Origin of the sequence: Halomonas sp. MMH1-48 (assembly GCF_022348105.1) — a bacterium.
In the GTDB taxonomy this organism is placed as follows: Bacteria; Pseudomonadota; Gammaproteobacteria; order Pseudomonadales; family Halomonadaceae; genus Vreelandella; species Vreelandella piezotolerans.
Map to the genome: position 1 here is coordinate 24,579 of NZ_JAKRFL010000008.1, position 18,158 is coordinate 42,736.

The 18,158-nt window shown below is 61.2% G+C and carries 16 protein-coding genes and 1 pseudogene; 10 read left to right on the top strand and 7 right to left on the bottom strand.

The features are described from left to right. Positions 1-31: 31 nt before the first annotated feature. The 6 genes from MHM37_RS09230 to cdd all read left to right on the top strand — a co-directional run bounded on the left by MHM37_RS09230 (position 32) and on the right by cdd (position 6,136). Entirely contained in the window at positions 32-1,315 is a 1,284-nt protein-coding gene (locus MHM37_RS09230; RefSeq protein ID WP_139525280.1) for a NupC/NupG family nucleoside CNT transporter, read from the top strand. An 83-nt stretch (positions 1,316-1,398) separates the two neighbouring features. Further along, entirely contained in the window at positions 1,399-2,205 is an 807-nt protein-coding gene (deoC, locus tag MHM37_RS09235) for a deoxyribose-phosphate aldolase (protein ID WP_153842241.1), read from the top strand. Further along, on the top strand, positions 2,206-3,558 hold the full coding sequence (gene deoA / locus MHM37_RS09240; protein WP_239296426.1) for a thymidine phosphorylase: 1,353 nt from the start codon (positions 2,206-2,208) through the stop codon (positions 3,556-3,558). It begins immediately after the preceding gene. Next, entirely contained in the window at positions 3,558-4,802 is a 1,245-nt protein-coding gene (locus tag MHM37_RS09245; protein ID WP_139525277.1) for a phosphopentomutase, read from the top strand. The genes deoA and MHM37_RS09245 overlap by 1 nt, the downstream gene beginning before the upstream one ends. Before the next feature lie 164 nt (positions 4,803-4,966). Beyond that, positions 4,967-5,692 carry a purine-nucleoside phosphorylase gene (gene deoD / locus MHM37_RS09250; protein WP_239296427.1) on the top strand — a complete coding sequence of 242 codons (726 nt, stop codon included), beginning with the start codon at positions 4,967-4,969 and terminating at the stop codon, positions 5,690-5,692. A gap of 36 nt (positions 5,693-5,728) precedes the next feature. Continuing rightward, a complete protein-coding gene (gene cdd, locus MHM37_RS09255) occupies positions 5,729-6,136 on the top strand; it encodes a cytidine deaminase (RefSeq protein WP_139525275.1) in 408 nt (135 codons plus the stop codon). Here the strand turns inward: cdd and MHM37_RS09260 are convergent. The 5 genes and pseudogenes from MHM37_RS09260 to MHM37_RS09280 all read right to left on the bottom strand — a co-directional run bounded on the left by MHM37_RS09260 (position 6,133) and on the right by MHM37_RS09280 (position 11,907). Continuing rightward, on the bottom strand, positions 6,133-7,122 hold the full coding sequence (locus MHM37_RS09260) for a LacI family DNA-binding transcriptional regulator (RefSeq protein ID WP_239296429.1): 990 nt from the start codon (positions 7,120-7,122) through the stop codon (positions 6,133-6,135). The two genes, cdd and MHM37_RS09260, sit on opposite strands and share 4 nt — an antisense overlap. 84 nt (positions 7,123-7,206) lie before the next feature. Further along, a pseudogene (locus MHM37_RS09265) lies at positions 7,207-8,469 on the bottom strand (ABC transporter substrate-binding protein). A gap of 64 nt (positions 8,470-8,533) precedes the next feature. Further along, on the bottom strand, positions 8,534-9,583 hold the full coding sequence (locus tag MHM37_RS09270) for a Gfo/Idh/MocA family oxidoreductase (RefSeq protein ID WP_239296430.1): 1,050 nt from the start codon (positions 9,581-9,583) through the stop codon (positions 8,534-8,536). Continuing rightward, positions 9,580-10,359: a ThuA domain-containing protein gene (locus MHM37_RS09275; RefSeq protein ID WP_239296432.1), complete on the bottom strand. Its 780-nt coding sequence runs from the start codon at positions 10,357-10,359 to the stop codon at positions 9,580-9,582. Before MHM37_RS09275 ends, MHM37_RS09270 begins: the two co-directional genes overlap by 4 nt. A gap of 138 nt (positions 10,360-10,497) precedes the next feature. Continuing rightward, entirely contained in the window at positions 10,498-11,907 is a 1,410-nt protein-coding gene (locus MHM37_RS09280; RefSeq protein WP_239296434.1) for a hypothetical protein, read from the bottom strand. Between the two features lie 111 nt (positions 11,908-12,018). Here MHM37_RS09280 and MHM37_RS09285 point away from each other — a divergent pair, with 111 nt between their 5' ends. After that, a complete protein-coding gene (locus tag MHM37_RS09285; protein ID WP_239284820.1) occupies positions 12,019-12,987 on the top strand; it encodes a DnaJ domain-containing protein in 969 nt (322 codons plus the stop codon). Between the two features lie 31 nt (positions 12,988-13,018). Next, a complete protein-coding gene (locus tag MHM37_RS09290) occupies positions 13,019-13,450 on the top strand; it encodes a hypothetical protein (protein ID WP_239284803.1) in 432 nt (143 codons plus the stop codon). Here MHM37_RS09290 and MHM37_RS09295 read toward each other — a convergent pair. Continuing rightward, positions 13,367-15,793 carry a mechanosensitive ion channel family protein gene (locus MHM37_RS09295; protein ID WP_239284800.1) on the bottom strand — a complete coding sequence of 809 codons (2,427 nt, stop codon included), beginning with the start codon at positions 15,791-15,793 and terminating at the stop codon, positions 13,367-13,369. The two genes, MHM37_RS09290 and MHM37_RS09295, sit on opposite strands and share 84 nt — an antisense overlap. Positions 15,794-15,919: 126 nt before the next feature. Between MHM37_RS09295 and MHM37_RS09300 the strand changes: the two genes are divergently transcribed. Both MHM37_RS09300 and MHM37_RS09305 read left to right on the top strand, forming a co-directional pair. After that, positions 15,920-16,927 carry an amidoligase family protein gene (locus MHM37_RS09300; protein ID WP_139525266.1) on the top strand — a complete coding sequence of 336 codons (1,008 nt, stop codon included), beginning with the start codon at positions 15,920-15,922 and terminating at the stop codon, positions 16,925-16,927. 46 nt (positions 16,928-16,973) lie between these two features. Then, positions 16,974-17,657, top strand: a complete 684-nt coding sequence (locus MHM37_RS09305) for a type 1 glutamine amidotransferase (RefSeq protein ID WP_239284785.1) — start codon at positions 16,974-16,976, stop codon at positions 17,655-17,657. On the opposite strand, the gene tpx is transcribed toward MHM37_RS09305, so the two are convergent. After that, on the bottom strand, positions 17,647-18,150 hold the full coding sequence (gene tpx, locus MHM37_RS09310; RefSeq protein ID WP_239284769.1) for a thiol peroxidase: 504 nt from the start codon (positions 18,148-18,150) through the stop codon (positions 17,647-17,649). The two genes, MHM37_RS09305 and tpx, sit on opposite strands and share 11 nt — an antisense overlap. Positions 18,151-18,158: the final 8 nt, after the last annotated feature.

The following is an 18,158-nucleotide window of genomic DNA, read 5'->3' on the forward strand; positions in this document are numbered from 1 at the left end:
CTCACACTCCTCACGATCCGAAGGTACTCCCATGACCCTCATCATGAGCTTGGTTGGTATGGTCACCCTAGTGGCCATTGCCCTGATTTTTTCTTACGACCGCAAGTCGATTCGGCTGCGCACCGTGCTGGGTGCCTTTGCCATCCAAGCCGGTATTGGCGCGTTCGTGCTTTACGTACCGTTTGGCCAAGCGGTGCTTCAGGCCATCTCGGCGGGCGTTAGCCAGGTGCTGGTGTACGCCAACGACGGTATCGGCTTTTTGTTTGGTGGCCTTGCCGATGTAGAAAACGTCGGTTTTGTCTTCGCCATCAAAGTACTGCCGGTCATCATCTTCTTCTCGTCGCTGATTGCCGTGCTCTACTACCTGGGCATCATGCAGTGGGTCATTCGGATTCTGGGCGGCGCACTGCAAAAAGCATTGGGCACCTCGCGTACCGAATCGCTCTCGGCCACGGCCAATATCTTCGTCGGCCAAACCGAAGCACCACTGGTGGTACGCCCGTTCATTGCCCGCATGACCCCTTCGCAGTTGTTTGCGGTGATGTGTGGTGGTTTGGCCTCAGTGGCGGGTTCGGTACTGGCGGGCTACGCCGCGCTGGGCATTCCGATGGAGTACCTGGTGGCCGCCTCGTTCATGGCAGCACCGGGCGGTCTGCTGTTCGCCAAGCTGATCATGCCGGAAACTCAGGACGCCGAGGATAGCGATAGCGTCTCCAAGGTCGATGAAGAGCTGAAAGAGCAGGACGACAAGCCTACCAACGTACTGGATGCCGCGGCGTCCGGCGCGACCTCCGGCCTGATGCTGGCGGCCAACGTTGGTGCGATGCTGCTGGCGTTCATCGGGTTGATCGCGCTGATCAACGGCATTTTAGGCGGCGTTGGCGGCTGGTTCGGCTTTGAATCGCTGAGCCTCGAGCTCATTCTCGGCTGGCTGTTTGCGCCGCTGGCGTTCCTGCTCGGCGTGCCGTGGGAAGAGGCAACGCTGGCAGGTTCGTTCATCGGCCAAAAGCTGGTGGTCAACGAGTTCGTCGCCTACATCAATCTAGCGCCGTACATCGATGGCGAACAGGTCGTGGCGGCAACGGGTCAACTGATGACCCCGCACACCATGGCCATCCTGTCATTTGCCCTGTGCGGTTTCGCTAACCTGTCATCGATTGCCATTCTGCTGGGTGGCCTGGGTAGCATTGCTCCCACGCGCCGCAAAGAAATTGCCCGCTTCGGTGTCAAAGCGGTCTTGGCCGGTACGCTCTCTAACTTGATGTCTGCTTCCATCGCCGGCTTCTTCATTGCGCTAAGCAGTTTGACGGCGTAACGCAGCGAGCACCACACCATTCAACGGGCGCTGCTATGTTTTCGCAGTGCCCGTTTTGTCTTTTATCGATTTGCGAGAATGTCATGAACGCTACTGCCTCCCCCCAGCTCACCCAAGCCCAACTCACCCAAGCCGCTCGTCAAGCTTTGTCGCTAATGGATTTGACCAGCCTGAACGACAGTGACACCGACAGCGTGATCGAAGCGTTGTGCCAGCAGGTAAAAACGCCGTTCGGCAACCCGGCGGCGGTGTGCGTTTACCCGCAGTTCATCGTCACCGCTGCCCGCGCGCTCAGTGCCCACAAGCTGGAGAGCCAAGTCAAGATCGCCACGGTCACCAACTTCCCCCACGGCGGCGACGATATCATGGGCGCTGCCCGTGAAACCCGCGAAGCGGTAGCGTCAGGTGCCCACGAGGTCGACGTGGTGTTTCCTTACCGTGCGCTGATGGCAGGCGATGAAGAGACGGGGCGCGAGCTGGTGGAAATGTGCAAAGCCGCCTGCGGCGGGCAAGCCCAGCTTAAAGTCATCATCGAATCTGGCGAACTCAAGGAGCCTGCGCTTATCCAACGTGCAAGCGAGCTGGCCATCGAAGGTGGCGCTGACTTCATCAAGACATCCACCGGTAAAGTACCGGTGAACGCCACGCTAGACGCCGCCGAGATCATGCTAAAAGCCATCAAAGCCAGCGGTAAAAATGTCGGTTTCAAAGCCGCTGGTGGCGTTCGCACCGCCGAAGAAGCGGCCCAGTATCTGGCGCTGGCTGCCGACATTATGGGTCCGCAGTGGGTGACGCCCGAGCACTTCCGGTTCGGTGCGTCCAGCCTACTGACGAACCTACTGAACACGCTCAACGGCAATGCCGATGCCGCGACCAATGGAGGCTACTAAATGTCGTCAAACGCATCTCACCACGCCCTGCTCCCCCAAGAACTGATTCGCCTGAAGCGCGACGGCCAGCCGCTGCCCGCTGAAGAGATCAAAGCTTTCGTGCAGGGCATTGCCGACGACCGCATCAGCGACGCGCAGATCGGTGCTTTCACCATGTCGGTGTTTTTGAATGGCATGAGTCGTGAAGAGGTCGTGGCGCTGACCACCGCGACGCGCGATTCTGGCCACGTGATGCAGTGGGATTCGCTCAACCTGCCTGGCCCGATCGTGGACAAGCACTCCACCGGCGGCGTGGGTGACCTAGTATCGCTGGTGTTGGGCCCTTGGGTCGCCGCCTGCGGCGCCTTCGTCCCGATGATTTCTGGCCGCGGCCTGGGCCACACCGGCGGCACGCTGGATAAGCTGGAATCGATCCCTGGCTACGACCCCTACCCCGCTCCCGAGCGCTTCAGTGACGTGGTGAAATCCACCGGCGTTGCGATCATCGGCCAAACCGGCAACCTCGCCCCGGCGGACAAGCGCATCTACGGCGTGCGTGACGTGACCGCCACCGTGGAATCCATTCCGCTGATCACTGCGTCCATCCTGGGTAAAAAGCTGGCGTCTGGCCTGGACGCCCTGGTCATGGACGTCAAGGTCGGCAGCGGCGCGTTCATGCCCACCCCGGAAAAATCCCGGGAGCTGGCGAAAAGTATCGCCAATGTCGCGACCCAAGCAGGCACGCCCACCACCGCCCTGCTGACCGATATGAGCCAGCCGCTGGCCCCGTGTGCCGGTAACGCGGTGGAGATCGTCGAAACCCTGGCGCTGCTGCGCGGCGAGCGCGCCAACAGCCGCGTGATGCAGGTCACCCGCGAACTCGCCGTCGAAATGCTGATGGCAGGCAAACTGGTGGCTAACCGCGAAGAAGCCCTTACCAAGCTGGACAAAGCACTCACCTCCGGCGCGGCCGCAGAAGTCTTCGCCCGCATGGTGCGCGAACTGGGCGGCCCCGCCGACTTCATGGAGCGTTCGGACAGCTACCTGGCCACCGCGCCGGTCATTCAGGCAGTGTACCCCGAGCAGAGCGGCATCGTGCAGCGCTTCGATAACCGTGCTGTGGGCATGAGCGTGGTGGAGCTGGGCGGTGGCCGTCTGCGTAACGACGCCAGCGTCGACCACAGCGTCGGGTTTAGCGATATCGTCGAAATCGGTGACCGTGTGGATAGCCAGCGCCCGCTGGCCATCGTCCACGCCCGCACCGAAGAGGCCGCCGCTCGTGCCGCCGCCCAGTTACGCGCGGCGGTCACCGTCGGCGACGCCGAGGCCACCGCCGACGCCCTGCTGCAAGAGACCTTCCGAGGAGAAGCCTAATGCGTCGTGCCATCGTCTTAGTTCTGGACTCTTTTGGAATCGGTAGCGCGCCAGACGCCGCTACCTTTGGCGACCAAGGTGCCGACACCCTGGGCCACATCGCCGCGGCCTGCGCCCGTGGCGAAGCGGATACCGCCGAGCGCTCCGGCCCGTTGAAGCTCCCCAACATGGCCGCGCTCGGCCTGTTCCACGCCCACCGGGATGCCACCGGCAGCGTCGCGGAAGGCGTCAGCCTGCCCGAGCAGTTGAGCGGCGCTTACGCCCACGCCAAAGAGATCTCCAGCGGTAAGGACACCCCTTCCGGCCACTGGGAAATTGCTGGAGTACCGGTGCGCTTCGACTGGGGTTACTTCAGCGACAAGACCGACAGTTTCCCCCAAACGCTGCTGGACAGCATCGTCGAGCAGGCCGACCTGCCTGGCGTGATCGGTAACTGCCACGCCTCGGGCACCGAGATCATTGCCCGCCTGGGTGAAGAGCATATCCAGAGCGGCAAGCCGATCGTCTACACCTCGGCAGACTCCGTGTTCCAGATTGCCGCCCACGAAGAGCATTTTGGCCTGGAGCGCCTCTACGCCCTGTGCGAAACCGTGCGCGAACTGCTGGCGCCGTACAACATTGGCCGCGTCATCGCCCGCCCGTTCATCGGCGATGACAGCCAAAACTTTGCCCGCACCGGCAATCGCCGCGACTACAGCATCGAGCCGCCCACCCCGACCGTGCTGCAAAAACTCGCCGATGCCGGGGGCGAAGTGGTCTCGATTGGTAAGATCGCCGACATCTACGCCCACTGCGGCATCACCCACAAGGTCAAAGCCAGCGGCCACGACGCGCTGATGGAGGCCACCCTGGCCGAAGTCGCGCGCACCGCCCGCGAGACCAGCGACCGCCCGACCATGATCATGACCAACTTCGTGGATTTCGACTCGGTCTATGGCCACCGCCGGGACGTGCCGGGCTACGCCGCTGCGCTGGAGCACTTCGACGCCCGCCTGCCGGAGCTGCTGGCGGCGCTTAACGACGACGACCTGCTGCTGCTCACCGCCGACCACGGCTGCGACCCCAGCTGGGAAGGCACCGAGCACACCCGCGAATACGTACCGATCATGGTGCGCGGCGCAGGCTTCGCCCCCGGCCCGCTGGGCGAGCGCGGCACCTTCGCCGACATCGGCCAAACCCTGGCCGACTACTTCACGCTCGAGGCGATGGCCGACGGCGACAGCTTTTTGACCAAAGCGGCATAAAGGCCAGTCAACCACTATTAGCACGCATGTTTACGTGTACCGCCAGAATCAGCCCGTAGCGGGGGTCTTTCGCCATGGATGGCGAAAGTAGCGCCCAGGGAAGGGTTTACAGCGCCCCCGCCTAGGGTTGTTCTGGCTACTAACTTCAATCAGAGGAGCTCTCCATGGCTACCCCCCATATCAATGCCGAAAAAGGCGATTTCGCCGATACCGTTCTGATGCCCGGCGACCCGCTGCGCGCCAAGTACATCGCCGATACCTATCTCGAGAACGTGCGCCAGGTGAACGACGTGCGCAATATGTTCGGCTACACCGGCACTTATAAAGGCCGCGAGATTTCCGTAATGGGCCACGGCATGGGTATTCCTTCCGTCTCCATTTACGCCAAAGAGCTGATTACCGATTACGGCGTGAAGTCGATCATTCGCGTCGGCTCCTGCGGCGCGGTGCGCGACGACGTGAACGTGCGTGACGTGGTGATCGGCATGGGTGCCTGCACCGACTCCAAAGTGAACCGCATGCGCTTCAACGACCACGACTTCGCTGCCATCGCCGACTTCGAGCTGACCAGCCACGCCGTGGCGGCCGCCAAAGCGCAGAACGTGCCGGTCAAAGTCGGCAACATCTTCTCAGCGGACCTGTTCTACAACCCGCAAACCGACATGGCCGAGCTGATGAAGCGCTACGGCATCGTCGGCGTCGAGATGGAAGCCGCTGGCCTTTACGGCGTGGCTGCCGAGTTCGGTGCCCGCGCGCTGACCATCTGCACCGTGTCGGATCACATCCTAAAAGGCGACTCGCTCTCCAGCGCCGACCGCCAAACCACTTTCAACGACATGATGGTGATTGCGCTCGATACCGTGCTACGCGACGACGCCGCCCGCGCCTAAGACGATGCCCACTCACGCCATTCAGAGGATAACAGCATGAATCGAGCGGATCCGGCCTTGGTCGACACGCTGCTGACCACCCTGGGCAACGCCTACGCGCCCTACTCCAACCACCCCGTGGCGGCGGTGATGGAGTGCCCCGACGGCCAGCAGTTTGCGGGTAGCAACGTAGAAGTGGCCCACTACAAAGGGCTGTGTGCCGAAGCCTCGGCCATTTCTGCCATGATCACCGCTGGCCAGCGCGAGCTTGCCAAGGTGTATGTGATGGGCCCTGGCGAGCACCTCTGTACACCCTGCGGCGACTGCCGCCAGCGCATCCGCGAGTTCGCCACCCCCAGCACGCAGATCATGGTGCTCTCTAAGCAGGGCGAGGTGCTAAAAACCTACACCATGGACAGCCTGCTGCCCGACGCCTTCGGCCCAGAGCAGCTGCCGGGGCGTTAAGCAGTTTCCCGCAGCACCAGCGCCACCGACAGCGACACGTGCCGGGGCGCTTTTCCCGCCAGCGCTTCGCTCAATAGCTCGACACTCATCGCCGCAATGGCGGCAATGTCCTGGCGCACCGTCGTTAATCCGGTGGCTAGGGTAGGCAGGTCGTCAAAGCCGGTAACGGCCACGTCTTCGGGCACACGAATATCGCGATCTTCCAGCGCAGCGACACAGCCGAGCGCCAGTTCGTCGGTGGCGCAGACCAGCGCATCGAACGGTAATGACGTAGTGCTTCCATGATCGAGAAAGCGGTTGAGGTGGCGGTAGCTAGTGAGCGAGTCGGAAGTGAACCGATGGGGCAGGCTCAGAAGCTGTTCGCTCAGCCCCGCTTCCGCTATGGCTCGTTGATAGCCGGAAAGACGACTATGGGGGCGCGGCACGTCCAACTCGCCACCCACGAAGGCAATCCGTGTTCGCCCTTGCCCGATCAGATGGCGCGTGATTTGGTACAGGCCTGAGACATCGTCCGGGGCCACCGAGAACCCTTCCCCGGCGTTGCCAATCCGCACGAACGGTATGCCGGCTGCGCGCAGTACGCTGGGGCGCTCATCCTCTCCCGTTTCCCCTAACAAAATCGCCGCGCCTGCCCGCTCGGGCAGATCCGAGGTTTGGTTGTGGTGAAAGAAGATCGGCACCATGCCCTGCTGGTGCAGCGCGACGGTCAAATGCTGGTAGAGCAGAATGTAGTAAGGGCGCAGTTCGATATCTTGCCGCCCCAATGAAATGCCCACCACGGCGGCTTTTCCGCTAATCAACTGCCGCGCCGCCGCGCTGGGCTGATAGGCCACTTCGCGGCTGATGGTGAGAATTTTATCGCGCAGCGCGTCGCTGATCCCCGGCTTACCGTTGAGCGCCCGGCTGACCGAGGCAATCGAGACCTCGGCGCGCCGGGCGATTTCGCGGATGGTGGCGGTTTGCGCGCTCGGTGTGTTCTGTTTCATGCCATGCCTCAGCCAGTCGGGCCCTGATTGTACAAAAAGCGTGGCCGAAAATCGCTGAGTACACGGACGCTAACGCCGTTCGCGCTACCAGCCACGCCGCCCTAATCGCGCCAGTTCGCTATCCAACTGCTGCACCGCCTGCTCTGGCGTGACGCTGCCGGACAGCGCTTCATGAACGCGATTGAAGATCGCGTTGGAGACACGTGGGTAAGCATCGCCAGTGACGCTGGCCGGGCGCGGCACGCCGCTCATCACCGTTTCATACAGTTCGCCAATGAACGGATGCGCGGCCAGCACCTCGTCGTCTTCGTACAGCGCGGGGCGCGTGGGGTTGCGGCCAAACTTGATGGCATGCGCTTTTTGCTGCGCTTGCGCGGTGAGATAGGCCACCAAGTCGGCGGCGGCCTGTGGCTCGTCCGAATAGCGGGAGACCGACCAGTTCCAGCCGCCCAGCGTCGCAACGGACTAGCCCTCTGGCCCGCTGGGCAGCGGCGCTACGCTGAACTTGTTCTGGATCGGCGTGCCGTCCGCTTGCCCCAGCGACCATGCATAGGGCCAGTTACGCATGAAGACGGCGTTGCCCGCCTGGAAAACGCCGCGGGCTTGCTCCTCCATGTAGTTACGCACGCCCTCTGGACTGATATCTCCTATCCATGAGGCCGCCAGCGTCAGGGCCTCTACCGCTCGAGGGTTGTTCACCGTCACCTGCCCCTCGTCATCCACGAAGGTACCGCCGCCGTAGCTCGCCACCCACTCCAGCGCGTTGGTGGTCAGCCCTTCGTAGGCGCGCCCCTGAAAGACGAAGCCATGCATCCGCTCGTTGCCCGCCTGCCGCTCGGCGTTTTGAATGCGCCGGGCGGTATCGGTCATCGCCTGCCACGTCTGCGGCACCTCCGCATCGTACTTGTCCAGAAGATCGTGGCGGTAGTAAAGCAGCCCTGCATCGGTGAACCACGGCAGCGCGACCAGTTTGCCCTGCACGGTATTGTTCTCCATCAGCGAAGGAATGAAACCCTCGGTGGCGGATGCGGGTAGATACTCGTTCAGATCCAGCAAGTGCTCTGCCAGCAGCCCCGGCCAGACGATATCCACCATCAGCACATCGACATCTTCCGACTGGCTGCCCAGCAGCTGTTGATAGAGCGAGAGTTTTTCGGTGGGCGACGCAGGCGTGGTGACGATAGTGACCTGGTGGCCGTTGGCCTCGGCCCAGCGCTGGGAGAGTTCTGGGCAGAAATCGGCGGCCCCACCGTCGCCACAGGCGACGGTGATCTCGGCGGCCAAAGCAGGCAGTGCCACTGGCAGTAACGTCATCAGCAGCAACAGTGTTTTCAATGTAGGGCGCATCGGGGAATCCTCATCTTGTTATTGGGTGTCTTGCCTCAAAAGATGCGTGATGAAATGGTACTCGTTAGCTGGCAATTGCCAGGCTGCGGTCCTCCTGGCTGGAAACGAAACAGGCGTCCAGCACGGTTTGAATGGCCGCGCCACGGGCAAAGTCGGGCTGATCGTTTTCGCCGGTGCGAATGCTTTCGATAAAGCGCTGGTAGATGCTGGGCGTTGGCGGCGCCTTGACGGTGCTCCAGCGGGCGGGGTGCACGTCATCGTTCAGGCACACCTGTACGTCGTCTTTGGAGGCGTCCAGATCCAGGCGAATCGCGCCTTTATCGCCGTGAACGCTCAGCGTGAGCGAGTTGTGGTGGCCGGTGGCCCAGCGGGTCGCTTGAATCGTGCCCATGGCCCCATTGGCAAAGCGCACGCGCATCAGCGCGGTGTCGTTGGCGTCCAGCACGTAGTCGCCAATGCGGTTATCCGGGGCTTTGTCGAAGCAGGTGAGTTCGCAGTTGACGCGGGTGATGTCGCCCACCGGGTAGCTGGCAAAATCGACGATATGCACGCCCACATCGCCCAGTACGCCTTTGCTGCCGTGGGCTTCCGAGAGCCGCCAGAGCCACTGGCTATCTTCATCCCAGCGCCCCCAGGCGTTGCTCACCAGCCAGCTTTGGCGGTAGCTGGCATCCACATGGCGCACGGTGCCAATGGCACCACCGGTAATCAGTGCTCGGGCGTGCTGAATGGCGGGGGCGTCCCGGTAGCTCAGGTTGACCATATTGATGACCTTGGCGGCTTGTGCGGCGGCCGCCATCTCGTGGGCATCCTCGGCGTTGGTAGCCAGGGGCTTTTCACACAGGATGTGTTTACCCGCCGCAATGGCGGCCAACGACGTGGCCTTGTGCACGCCATCCGGAGTGACATTGCTCACCGCGTGAATATCATCGCGAGCGAGCATGGCGTCCAGCTCTTGATATACATCGGTAATGCCGTGACGCTGGGCAAAGGCCTGGGCCTTGGGGAAATCGCTGTCGCATACGGCAACCACTTCGACGCCTTCGAGTCGGCCATAGTGCTTGGCGTGTTCCCCCGCCATGCTGCCCGCGCCAATAATTGCGATACGGATCATTTGAAGCCCTCCTCACCGGGTTTGTGCAGGCTTTCGCCCTTGATTTCGACCGGGTTGGGTGCCTGGTCGGCGGGGACGTTGGGGCAGCTGTCGATCCACCGGGCGCCCTCCGGCTGCGCCCAGAGCACGGCGTTCTTGAGCACCCGCTTGACCTGCTCGTCGTAGTAGATCGGGTAGGTTTCGTGTCCGGGTCGGAAGTAGAAAATCTTGCCGTTACCGCGCTTGTAGGTCAGGCCGGAGCGGAACACTTCGCCGCCTTCGAAGGCACTGATGAAAATCACCTCGTCCGGGTTGGGCACCGCAAAGGGCTCGCCGTACATTTCGGTATGGGGCAGCTCCAGATAATCCCCCAAGCCCTGCACGATGGGGTGCCCAGGGTTGACGACCCAAAGGCGCTCGCGCTCGCCGGCCTCTCGCCATTTCAGCGAGCAGGTGGTGCCCATCAAGCGTTTGAAAATCTTCGAGTAGTGGCCGGAGTGCAGCACGATCAACCCCATGCCCTGCAGCACGCGCTTTTGCACCCGATCAACGGTCTCTTCCAGCACGTCGCCGTGGGCGGCGTGGCCCCACCACAGCAGCACGTCGGTATTCTCCAGCGTCTCTTCGCTGAGCCCTTGCTCTAAATCTTGCAGCGTGACGGCGGTGGCGGACAGCGCCTCTGACTCATTCAAACCGTCGGCGATGCACTGGTGCATGCCGGTGGGGTAAATGCGCGCTACCACCTCGTTGGTTTGCTCGTGGACGTTCTCGCCCCATACGGTGACTCGCAGTGCCATCGCTCTCTCCCAAGCGTATTCGTATATCGCCTCACCAGCCGTTTTGACCGGCGCCTGGGAAAAAGTAAACGTTTACGCTTGCAGAGTAAACGTTTACTTTTTAGCTTTTAGTCGCATTCAATGGCAAAGGAAAAGCGATTAGGTGTCGCGGTTTTCGGCAACTCGCTCGACATCCACGATACCGGAACGGCTCACCACGACTTTCCAACGGGCCAGATAGGGTGCATCTTCACTGCCGGTCTCGCGGATCACCAGATTGAAAAGATGGCGACGCTCGACGCTCTCCCGCACTGCCTGACCCTCTTTGAGACGATAGATGTGGTGTTTGTCTTTGCTCATCAAACGCGTCAGCATCGAGAGGTCGATATGCAGCGTTTCACGAGTGTGTTCGTATCCGCTTAGAAAGCGGGTGGGCGACATATGCGAGCTGGAGCGGTAATGCATGACCACTTCGTCCCGCTGGGCAACGGTGCGCCGCCGCATCTGCTGAATGTCACGATCCAAGGCGGCGTAGCGTTTGTAGTCGAACCACTCGAGCTGCCGCCCCACCAGGGCATTGCGGGTAGGGTCGATATACTGACGTCGCCATTTGGGACGGCCACGGCGTAACCAGCGCCATAGCGTGTTGCGCAGATCGTCTTTGAACACTTCCCGCAACGCATAGAGCAGCGCCATGGCCAGTACGAACAGGGCGGTGATATCGCCCAAGGCGCTGCGCAGTTGCAGCACGCCCAGCGAAACGAATGCCATCACCACCGCTGTTGCCAGGGCTTTCACTGCTTTCTGCTCGCCATTACCCAGCTCCAAAGCACGCTGTTTCAGGGTGATGGGATGCTCGATGAGACGTCGCAATAAACGCATTTTATTCGACATGCGAGTGGGGTCTTCCACCACTCGCTCAGCGTTGTACTCCTGCGCCTGACGATACTCCCCTTCGCGCTGACAAACCGTCAAGAAGCGCCGTTTGATGTCGCTAAATCGCCCTCCCCTGGGCATGTGCGCGATCAGCGCCAACAGCTGCTGCTCGGTGAACCAGGAGAGGTAGTTGTCGATATTGGCAAAGTATTTATAAAGACGATCGTCGCTGGGCGGGTTGCGCCGCAGGCGTTTGAGAATGCCGTCACTCAGGTCACTCATTTCCGCGAGCCGTTCGCTCAGTGCGTTGGCCTTCTCATCCCAGGCGTCTGGCTCATCGGTTGGCTCGCGACGCAGCTTACGGGCGTCAGCCAGCAAGGCTTGGGTGGTGCGCTCCAAGGCCCCCACGTATTGATAGGCGTAAAGGCTGAGGCTCAAGCGGTAAGAGTCGCTACCCAACTGGTTACGGCTAGCCAATCGGCTATGCACCAGCGGCAAGTGATACTCGTCGCTGTAGTAGGTGCGCGAGACACTGATCGCACCATGATAAAATGCCTCTTCGGAAATGACGTGAGTGCTCAACCCAAGCTCTTTGGGCACGAACAAATACACATCGAGCGTATGCGAGGTTTCTTCTTTTAGCCGCCGCGATAGGCGCAGTTGGAAGCTATTTTTACGCTCAACGTTGATCACCTCACGAATCTCCTACTTCATTGCCAAACACGATGATATACCATGGTGAGCTCGCCATAGTGGTCTGCTAAACAGAGGCTACGGTTTACTACTTCGCCTTGGAGCTAGGGAATGTCCATCGCCCGTTTTTCACCCTTTGAGCTGCTGCTGCTCAAAAGCCGCAGCCAAGTGGATACGGCCACACTACTACTGCTGGGCTGGGTGCTGGTGCACCGCCAGCACGTCTCGGAAGGCCAACGGCGTCGCCGCTTGGCCCAGGTGACATCGCAGTTTCGCCACGGACACGAACTGGGGCCGGTGATGAGTATTGCCCACAGCCAAGACCTGCACGCCATTCAGCTGGCCGCCGAGGTGGTACGCAAAGAGTGTTCTAAAGAGCGTAGCCTGAGTGTGATGCACCAAGCGATTACCGTGGCCACGGACGACGGCGATATTTCGTTGGCTAATCATTACATTCTGCGGTTTTTAGCCGATTTGTTAAACGTGACGCCCACGACCCTGGGTACGCTGTTCCAAGAGCTGACCGGCCAGCCGCTGCGCCAGCCGGAAGACCCGAGCCGCGACGCCTACTGGCAAGCTCACGACCCGGACTACTATGCCCGCAAAGCGCGGGAAGAAGCCGAGGCTGCACAACGCGCCAAGGCATCGCAGGCCGAGCAAGAACAGCAGCAGCGGGCCAAAGCCGATAAGCAGCAGGAAAAAAAGCAGCAGAAAGAGGACGCCCGCCGCGCCAAAGCGCGGGCGGAACAGTCCAGCGCCGAACAGGCCCGAGCCGAACAAGCGCGTCAGGAGCAGGCACGCCAAGAGCGAGCACGCCAGGAGCAGGCGCGGCAAGAGGAGTCACGACGACGCCAGCAACGTAGCAGCCCACCGCCTCCCGATCGCACCACTCGCGCCCTCGCCGTCCTGGGGCTGACGCCAGGGGCGAGCAAAACCGATGTACGCCGCGCCTATCGCCGCATGGCCCAGCTTCACCACCCAGATCGCTTCTACTCCGAGAGCGAGCACCAGGTCGCTCTAGCGTCGGCGCGTTTTCAACGCATCAAAAATGCCTATGATTATTTGATGCAAACCTACTAATCACTACGCTTGGAAAGAGACTTCCTGGATTATGCGCGACCTGTACCAACGCCTCGCCCTGACACCAGAGGCCAACGACCAGCAGATCAAGAGTGCCGTGGACCGCTGCCCCAATAGCGCGCTACGCCAGGATGCCACGTCCGTGCTCGCCGTGCCGCCTCACCGGCAAACCTACGACACCCTGCACCATACGCTGAGCGACATTGGCCGCCTGCGCGCTCGCCTAGGCCTGACCCACGGTGCCCATTGGCAGGGCGACGTGGCCAACGACTTCTCTTTACCGCCGGATCATGCAATCTCTCGCCACGATGAACTGGTCGATCGCGTCAGCCATGCGGTCTCGCTCTACAACCGCTGGCGCCGCCTGCGCGGGCCATGGCTACTCATCGCCGTTTTCACCGTGGGGGCGAGTATAGGACTCGCTCTGGGGTTTGCCCTGAGCATGGGGCTTGGCTTGGGCTGACGTGCCGTGGCGCTCCCGCTCGTCTTGGCGGATTTCCGCCTGAGTGGGGCGTGGTGCGGGTTTCGGGGGCGTCGGCTTTTTGTGCGCCTCGTCTGCCGAAGAGGAAGCACTCTCCTCCCCTCGCTCCAGGCTTAGGTCGGTGCCGGAGGCGTCTTCCATACGCGACTCGGAGCGTGCCTCCATGCTGACACTCAAACGCGGCACGCCCAGGTCGATCTCTTGCGCTTCCATGCGCTGCTTCAGCAGCAGATTGAAGGCACGAGAGACATCCCACTGCATTTCCGGTGCGGTGCGAAAACGCATCCGCAGGATGGGGCAGCCCTCTTCGAAGCCCTGCACGCCCTGCATCTCTAGCGGCGACCAGATGTAGTGACGCATCATCGGGTCCTTGCGCAGCTCCTGGGCGGTCTCCTGCATCAGAGTAATCGCATCGTCGATTTTCATATCGTAAGGAATGCGAATACGCATCAGCGCAATACCGAACTGGCGAGACATATTGTGGATCGATTCGATGCGGCTAAAGGTGATGATGTGCACCACGCCATCCAGGTCTCGCAGCCGCACGGTGCGCAGCGTCAGACCTTCTACCGTGCCCATATGCCCGTTGATCTGCACGAAGTCGTCCACCGCCAACGAGTCTTCGATCAGTATGAAGATACCGGTGATCAAATCCTGCACCAGGGTTTGCGCACCAAAACCGATGGCCAGACCGATCACACCGGCACCGGCCAGCAGCGGCGTGACGTTTACCCCAAGATTGGCTAGCCCTGCGATCACCGCGATGATGAGAATCGCTACGAAAATGACGTTGCGAATCATCGGCGTGATGGTTTGTGCACGGGCTTGATTTACCCGCCGCCCGCGTGAGCGGGCCGACGAGGTCAGCGCCCGCTGAATGGCCGTATCGGCAAAGATCCATACCAACCACGCCAGTAAGATCGTTGCCCCAAGGCTCACCAGTGCTTGCCCGATGCGGGCGCTGGCCACCGCCTGCTGGCCTAAACCAAACAGCGAACCGCCCCACACTTGCATGGAGAGCTCGGCGAACACCATCCACGCGCAAATATGTGCCAGCACGAACCCGAAACGTTCCAAACGCTTGCGGTACTGGCTGAAGCGGCGGCGATGGCGGCGCTTGTTGAGCCGCTCGGCTTGGCGGCGCAGCAGCCCGGTCACGACTAGCGTCAGCACCAGTAAACTGGCAGAGACAATCGAGCGCGCCAGGGCCGTCCCCACATCCCCCACGGTAATGAAAATCGCCAGCAGCGAGCCGCCCACCATCAGCAATGCCGGAATATGCCATAGCCCGCCAAGCGCCCGTACCATCTCGACGGCGGTGCTGGCATCGCGTCGCTGTTTGTAGGGTCGGTTACAAATCAGATGACGGATCGGCCGCTGAAATTTGAAGATGAAACGAGCCGACAAGAGCGCTGCCAGCATGTTCGCCAATACCGATACGAGGCTGGAGAGCTCTGCCCCCAGCAACTCCACCAGCCGCGTGGAGTTCACCGCATCGCCCAAGGCAATCAGCGCGCCGATGACGAACAGACCGCGTAGCGCTTTGTGCTGTAACACCTGCACTGCCGGGAAGCGGTGCCCACGGCTAAAGAAGGCAATGACGGTCTCGAAAACCACCGAGAGCGCCCGACCACATAGGCAGATGTACGCCACCACCAATACCACTGCCCGCCCGGGGCTATAGGGGAGAATTTGCCCGATACCGAGGGTAATGGCGAAGGCCAGCGTCCAGGGCAGCATTCGACGCAAAAAATGCACTGCCAACAGCCACGCTTTGGGGTCCCTTGGCAGGTCCAGCGGCCAGTGACGTCGCGTGGCGATCAAGCGACCAAAGGCGATCATGACGACCAATAACGCGCTCCACACGAAGGCCAACACCGCGCCGTCGGCTATCGCGCGAATGGCTTCTCCTTGATCTGCATCATCGTTCAGGGCGCGTAAGTCCTCGACACCCTGCACGAGCTGGCGAGACCACTCATCGATGGGCGAGTCGCCCGCCTGAGCCTGCTCGCCAATGTCGGTCAACGTGTCGGCCAGCGCGCCTAACAACCCCTGGCGAACGACGCCATCCTCCTCGGCGGCCTCGGTGCTCACCTGCAGCTCGCGCAGCGAGTCCAGTAGTGCGGTGCGCTGCTCCTCGTTTTCGAGCATCGAGATCACATCGCTCAGCGAGCTCTGAAACTCCTCGTTGCTCACCTCCGCCTGCTCCGACGACTCACTGCCGGTCAGGTTGGGCAGCGAGACACTTTGCGCAGACGCCGCAGAACCGAGCAGCAGGCTGAGTAAGATGCCGACGATGATCTTGGTTATCCAGTGCTGTCGCACGCATTGCTCCCGACATAGACCGGCCAAGGGAGCCGGTGATTAACATTGAACACGCGGATGGCGCTCAGCCTCGACGCGTGATTATGATAGGCTGACGCTACAAACGTTCACCTCAAGGATACCGAGATGACGCTGCAAGCCCCACCCAAACGCGACAATAAAGATGGCCAGCGGCGCCGTGTCGGCGTCGAAATCGAATTCGCTGGTTTACCGCCACGCGAGACCGCCGAGCTGGTGCGCATGCTGTTTGGTGGGGAGCTTAACGTGGTCAGCCCTCATCGGCTACAGGTGGAAGGCACCCGTTGGGGAGAGTTCGGTATCGAGCTGGACACCCAATATGCCCACCCCGATAAAGCCCTGCTGGAAGAGCATCACGAAAGCGATAGCGAGTGGGCACGTCAACAGCATCAGCGTCGGGTCGAGTTCCATCAAAAAACCCGAGAACTGATTGGCGACATGGTGACCGGCTTGGTGCCCACCGAAATCGTCTGCCCACCCATTCCATGGGACGAGCTGGAAACGCTGGATACGCTCTTCGAAACGCTGCGAGAAAAAGGTGCCAAAGGCACCGATGCCAGCCTGCTCTATGGCTTTGGCCTGCATCTCAATCCCGAGGTGGAGAGCGATGAGGTGGATTATCTGCTCGCCATGATGCGCGCTTATCTGCTGCTGGCCAGCTGGCTACGCGAAGAGATCAAAGTCGATATCACTCGGGAAATGCTGCCCCACGCCAACCCGTTTCATAAAGAGTATGCGCTGAAGGTGCTGGACGCCCGCTACCAGCCGGACCTGGATACTTTCATCGAGGACTACCTGGACCACAACCCCACCCGCAACCGAGAGCTGGATCTGCTCCCGCTGTTTGCGTATCTGCGTCCCAACCACCCGCACCCGCTGCTGCATGGCGAGTTGACCAAGCCGCGCCCGACCTTCCACTATCGCCTGCCCAATGCCCAGCTCTCACAGCCAGGCTGGGGATCGGTACTGGAGTGGAACCGCTGGGTCGAAGTCGAGAAGCTAGCCGCCAACGATGACGTGCTGCGAGCGCGCTGCGATGAATACATTGCCGAGCATGGCAAGCCTTGGTGGGAACGCTTGAAGGCAGCGCTATCGAGGCCGTTTGGCGCCTCATGACTCTCCCCTGCCTTCATTCATCACAGCAATAAGAGACGCTCACCGCATGCCTCGACCGCTGATCGGAATCACCACCTCGGATCGTAAAAGCCAACTTGCCTGGTGCTTTGACTGGTTTGCCGTCTGGCGACATGGCGGCAAGCCGCTTCGCCTGTCGCCCTCTCGGGCTCTCCCAGACCACCTGGACGGTTTGATCATTGGCGGTGGCGACGACATTCAAGCGCACCTATACGGCGGCGAAGTTCAGCTCGACGTGCGTTTGGACCCCGCCCGAGACGAGCTGGAGCTGAGCCTGCTCAACCGCTTCATCCCGCAAAACACGCCGGTACTCGGCATTTGTCGTGGGGCGCAGTTGATCAACGTGCACCTAGGCGGCACGCTGGATCCGGATATCTATACCACCCATGAAGGTTTGAAGCGGCGGCGTACCGTGCTGCCCCGTAAAACGGTCGATATCGTCGGCGGCAGCCAACTGTATCAACTGCTGGGCGTTACTTGGTGTCGGGTGAACAGCCTGCATCACCAGGCCGTCAACCGCGCGGGAAAAGGCATCCAGATCGTTGCACGGGATCGCGACGGATTGGTCCAAGGGATCGAATCAGAGGACCACGACTTTCTGATCGGCGTGCAGTGGCACCCGGAGTGGCTGATTTTCAACCGTCCCCAGCAGCGCCTCATTAGCGCGCTGGTGACGGCCGCCAAACAGAGCCGCGAACGGGCTAGCGCTTGAGCGCTGCCAGCGCCGCGTCGTAATCCGGTTCGTTTTTCAGTTCGCTCACTAGCTCGCTATGCAGCACACGGTTGTCCGTATCCAGCACGACCACGGCCCGCGCGCACAGTCCTTCCATGGCGCTATTGCAAAGCGCCACGCCCCAGGCCTTTTGAAATTCGCGATGACGAAAGGTGGAGAGCGTTTCGACCTCATCCAATCCTTCGGCGCCACAAAAGCGTTTGGCGGCAAACGGCAGGTCTGCGGATACGACGAGAACGATGGTATTCTCCAACTGGGAGGCCAGCTCGTTGAAACGCCGAGTGGACATCGCGCAGGTAGGGGTATCGACACTGGGGATGATGTTTAGCACCTTACGCTTGCCCTGATAGGTCTCCAGGGTGACATCTTCGAGGTCGGTGTTAGTCAGCGTCATCTCGGGGGCAGCTTGACCTACGGCAGGCAGCGTGCCCGCAACGTCCATCGGCGCACCCGCGCGGGTAATCTGTTGCATCTACAGCT

Coding starts and splice junctions, on each gene's coding strand:
- MHM37_RS09305 (WP_239284785.1), top strand. CDS start 16,974: ATGCCTCGACCGCTGATCGGAATCACCACCTCGGATCGTAAAAGCCAA.
- MHM37_RS09275 (WP_239296432.1), bottom strand. CDS start 10,359: ATGGCACTGCGAGTCACCGTATGGGGCGAGAACGTCCACGAGCAAACC.
- MHM37_RS09245 (WP_139525277.1), top strand. CDS start 3,558: ATGCGTCGTGCCATCGTCTTAGTTCTGGACTCTTTTGGAATCGGTAGC.
- MHM37_RS09290 (WP_239284803.1), top strand. CDS start 13,019: ATGCGCGACCTGTACCAACGCCTCGCCCTGACACCAGAGGCCAACGAC.
- MHM37_RS09300 (WP_139525266.1), top strand. CDS start 15,920: ATGACGCTGCAAGCCCCACCCAAACGCGACAATAAAGATGGCCAGCGG.
- deoC (WP_153842241.1), top strand. CDS start 1,399: ATGAACGCTACTGCCTCCCCCCAGCTCACCCAAGCCCAACTCACCCAA.
- MHM37_RS09285 (WP_239284820.1), top strand. CDS start 12,019: ATGTCCATCGCCCGTTTTTCACCCTTTGAGCTGCTGCTGCTCAAAAGC.
- deoD (WP_239296427.1), top strand. CDS start 4,967: ATGGCTACCCCCCATATCAATGCCGAAAAAGGCGATTTCGCCGATACC.
- MHM37_RS09260 (WP_239296429.1), bottom strand. CDS start 7,122: ATGAAACAGAACACACCGAGCGCGCAAACCGCCACCATCCGCGAAATC.
- tpx (WP_239284769.1), bottom strand. CDS start 18,150: ATGCAACAGATTACCCGCGCGGGTGCGCCGATGGACGTTGCGGGCACG.
- MHM37_RS09270 (WP_239296430.1), bottom strand. CDS start 9,583: ATGATCCGTATCGCAATTATTGGCGCGGGCAGCATGGCGGGGGAACAC.
- MHM37_RS09230 (WP_139525280.1), top strand. CDS start 32: ATGACCCTCATCATGAGCTTGGTTGGTATGGTCACCCTAGTGGCCATT.
- cdd (WP_139525275.1), top strand. CDS start 5,729: ATGAATCGAGCGGATCCGGCCTTGGTCGACACGCTGCTGACCACCCTG.
- deoA (WP_239296426.1), top strand. CDS start 2,206: ATGTCGTCAAACGCATCTCACCACGCCCTGCTCCCCCAAGAACTGATT.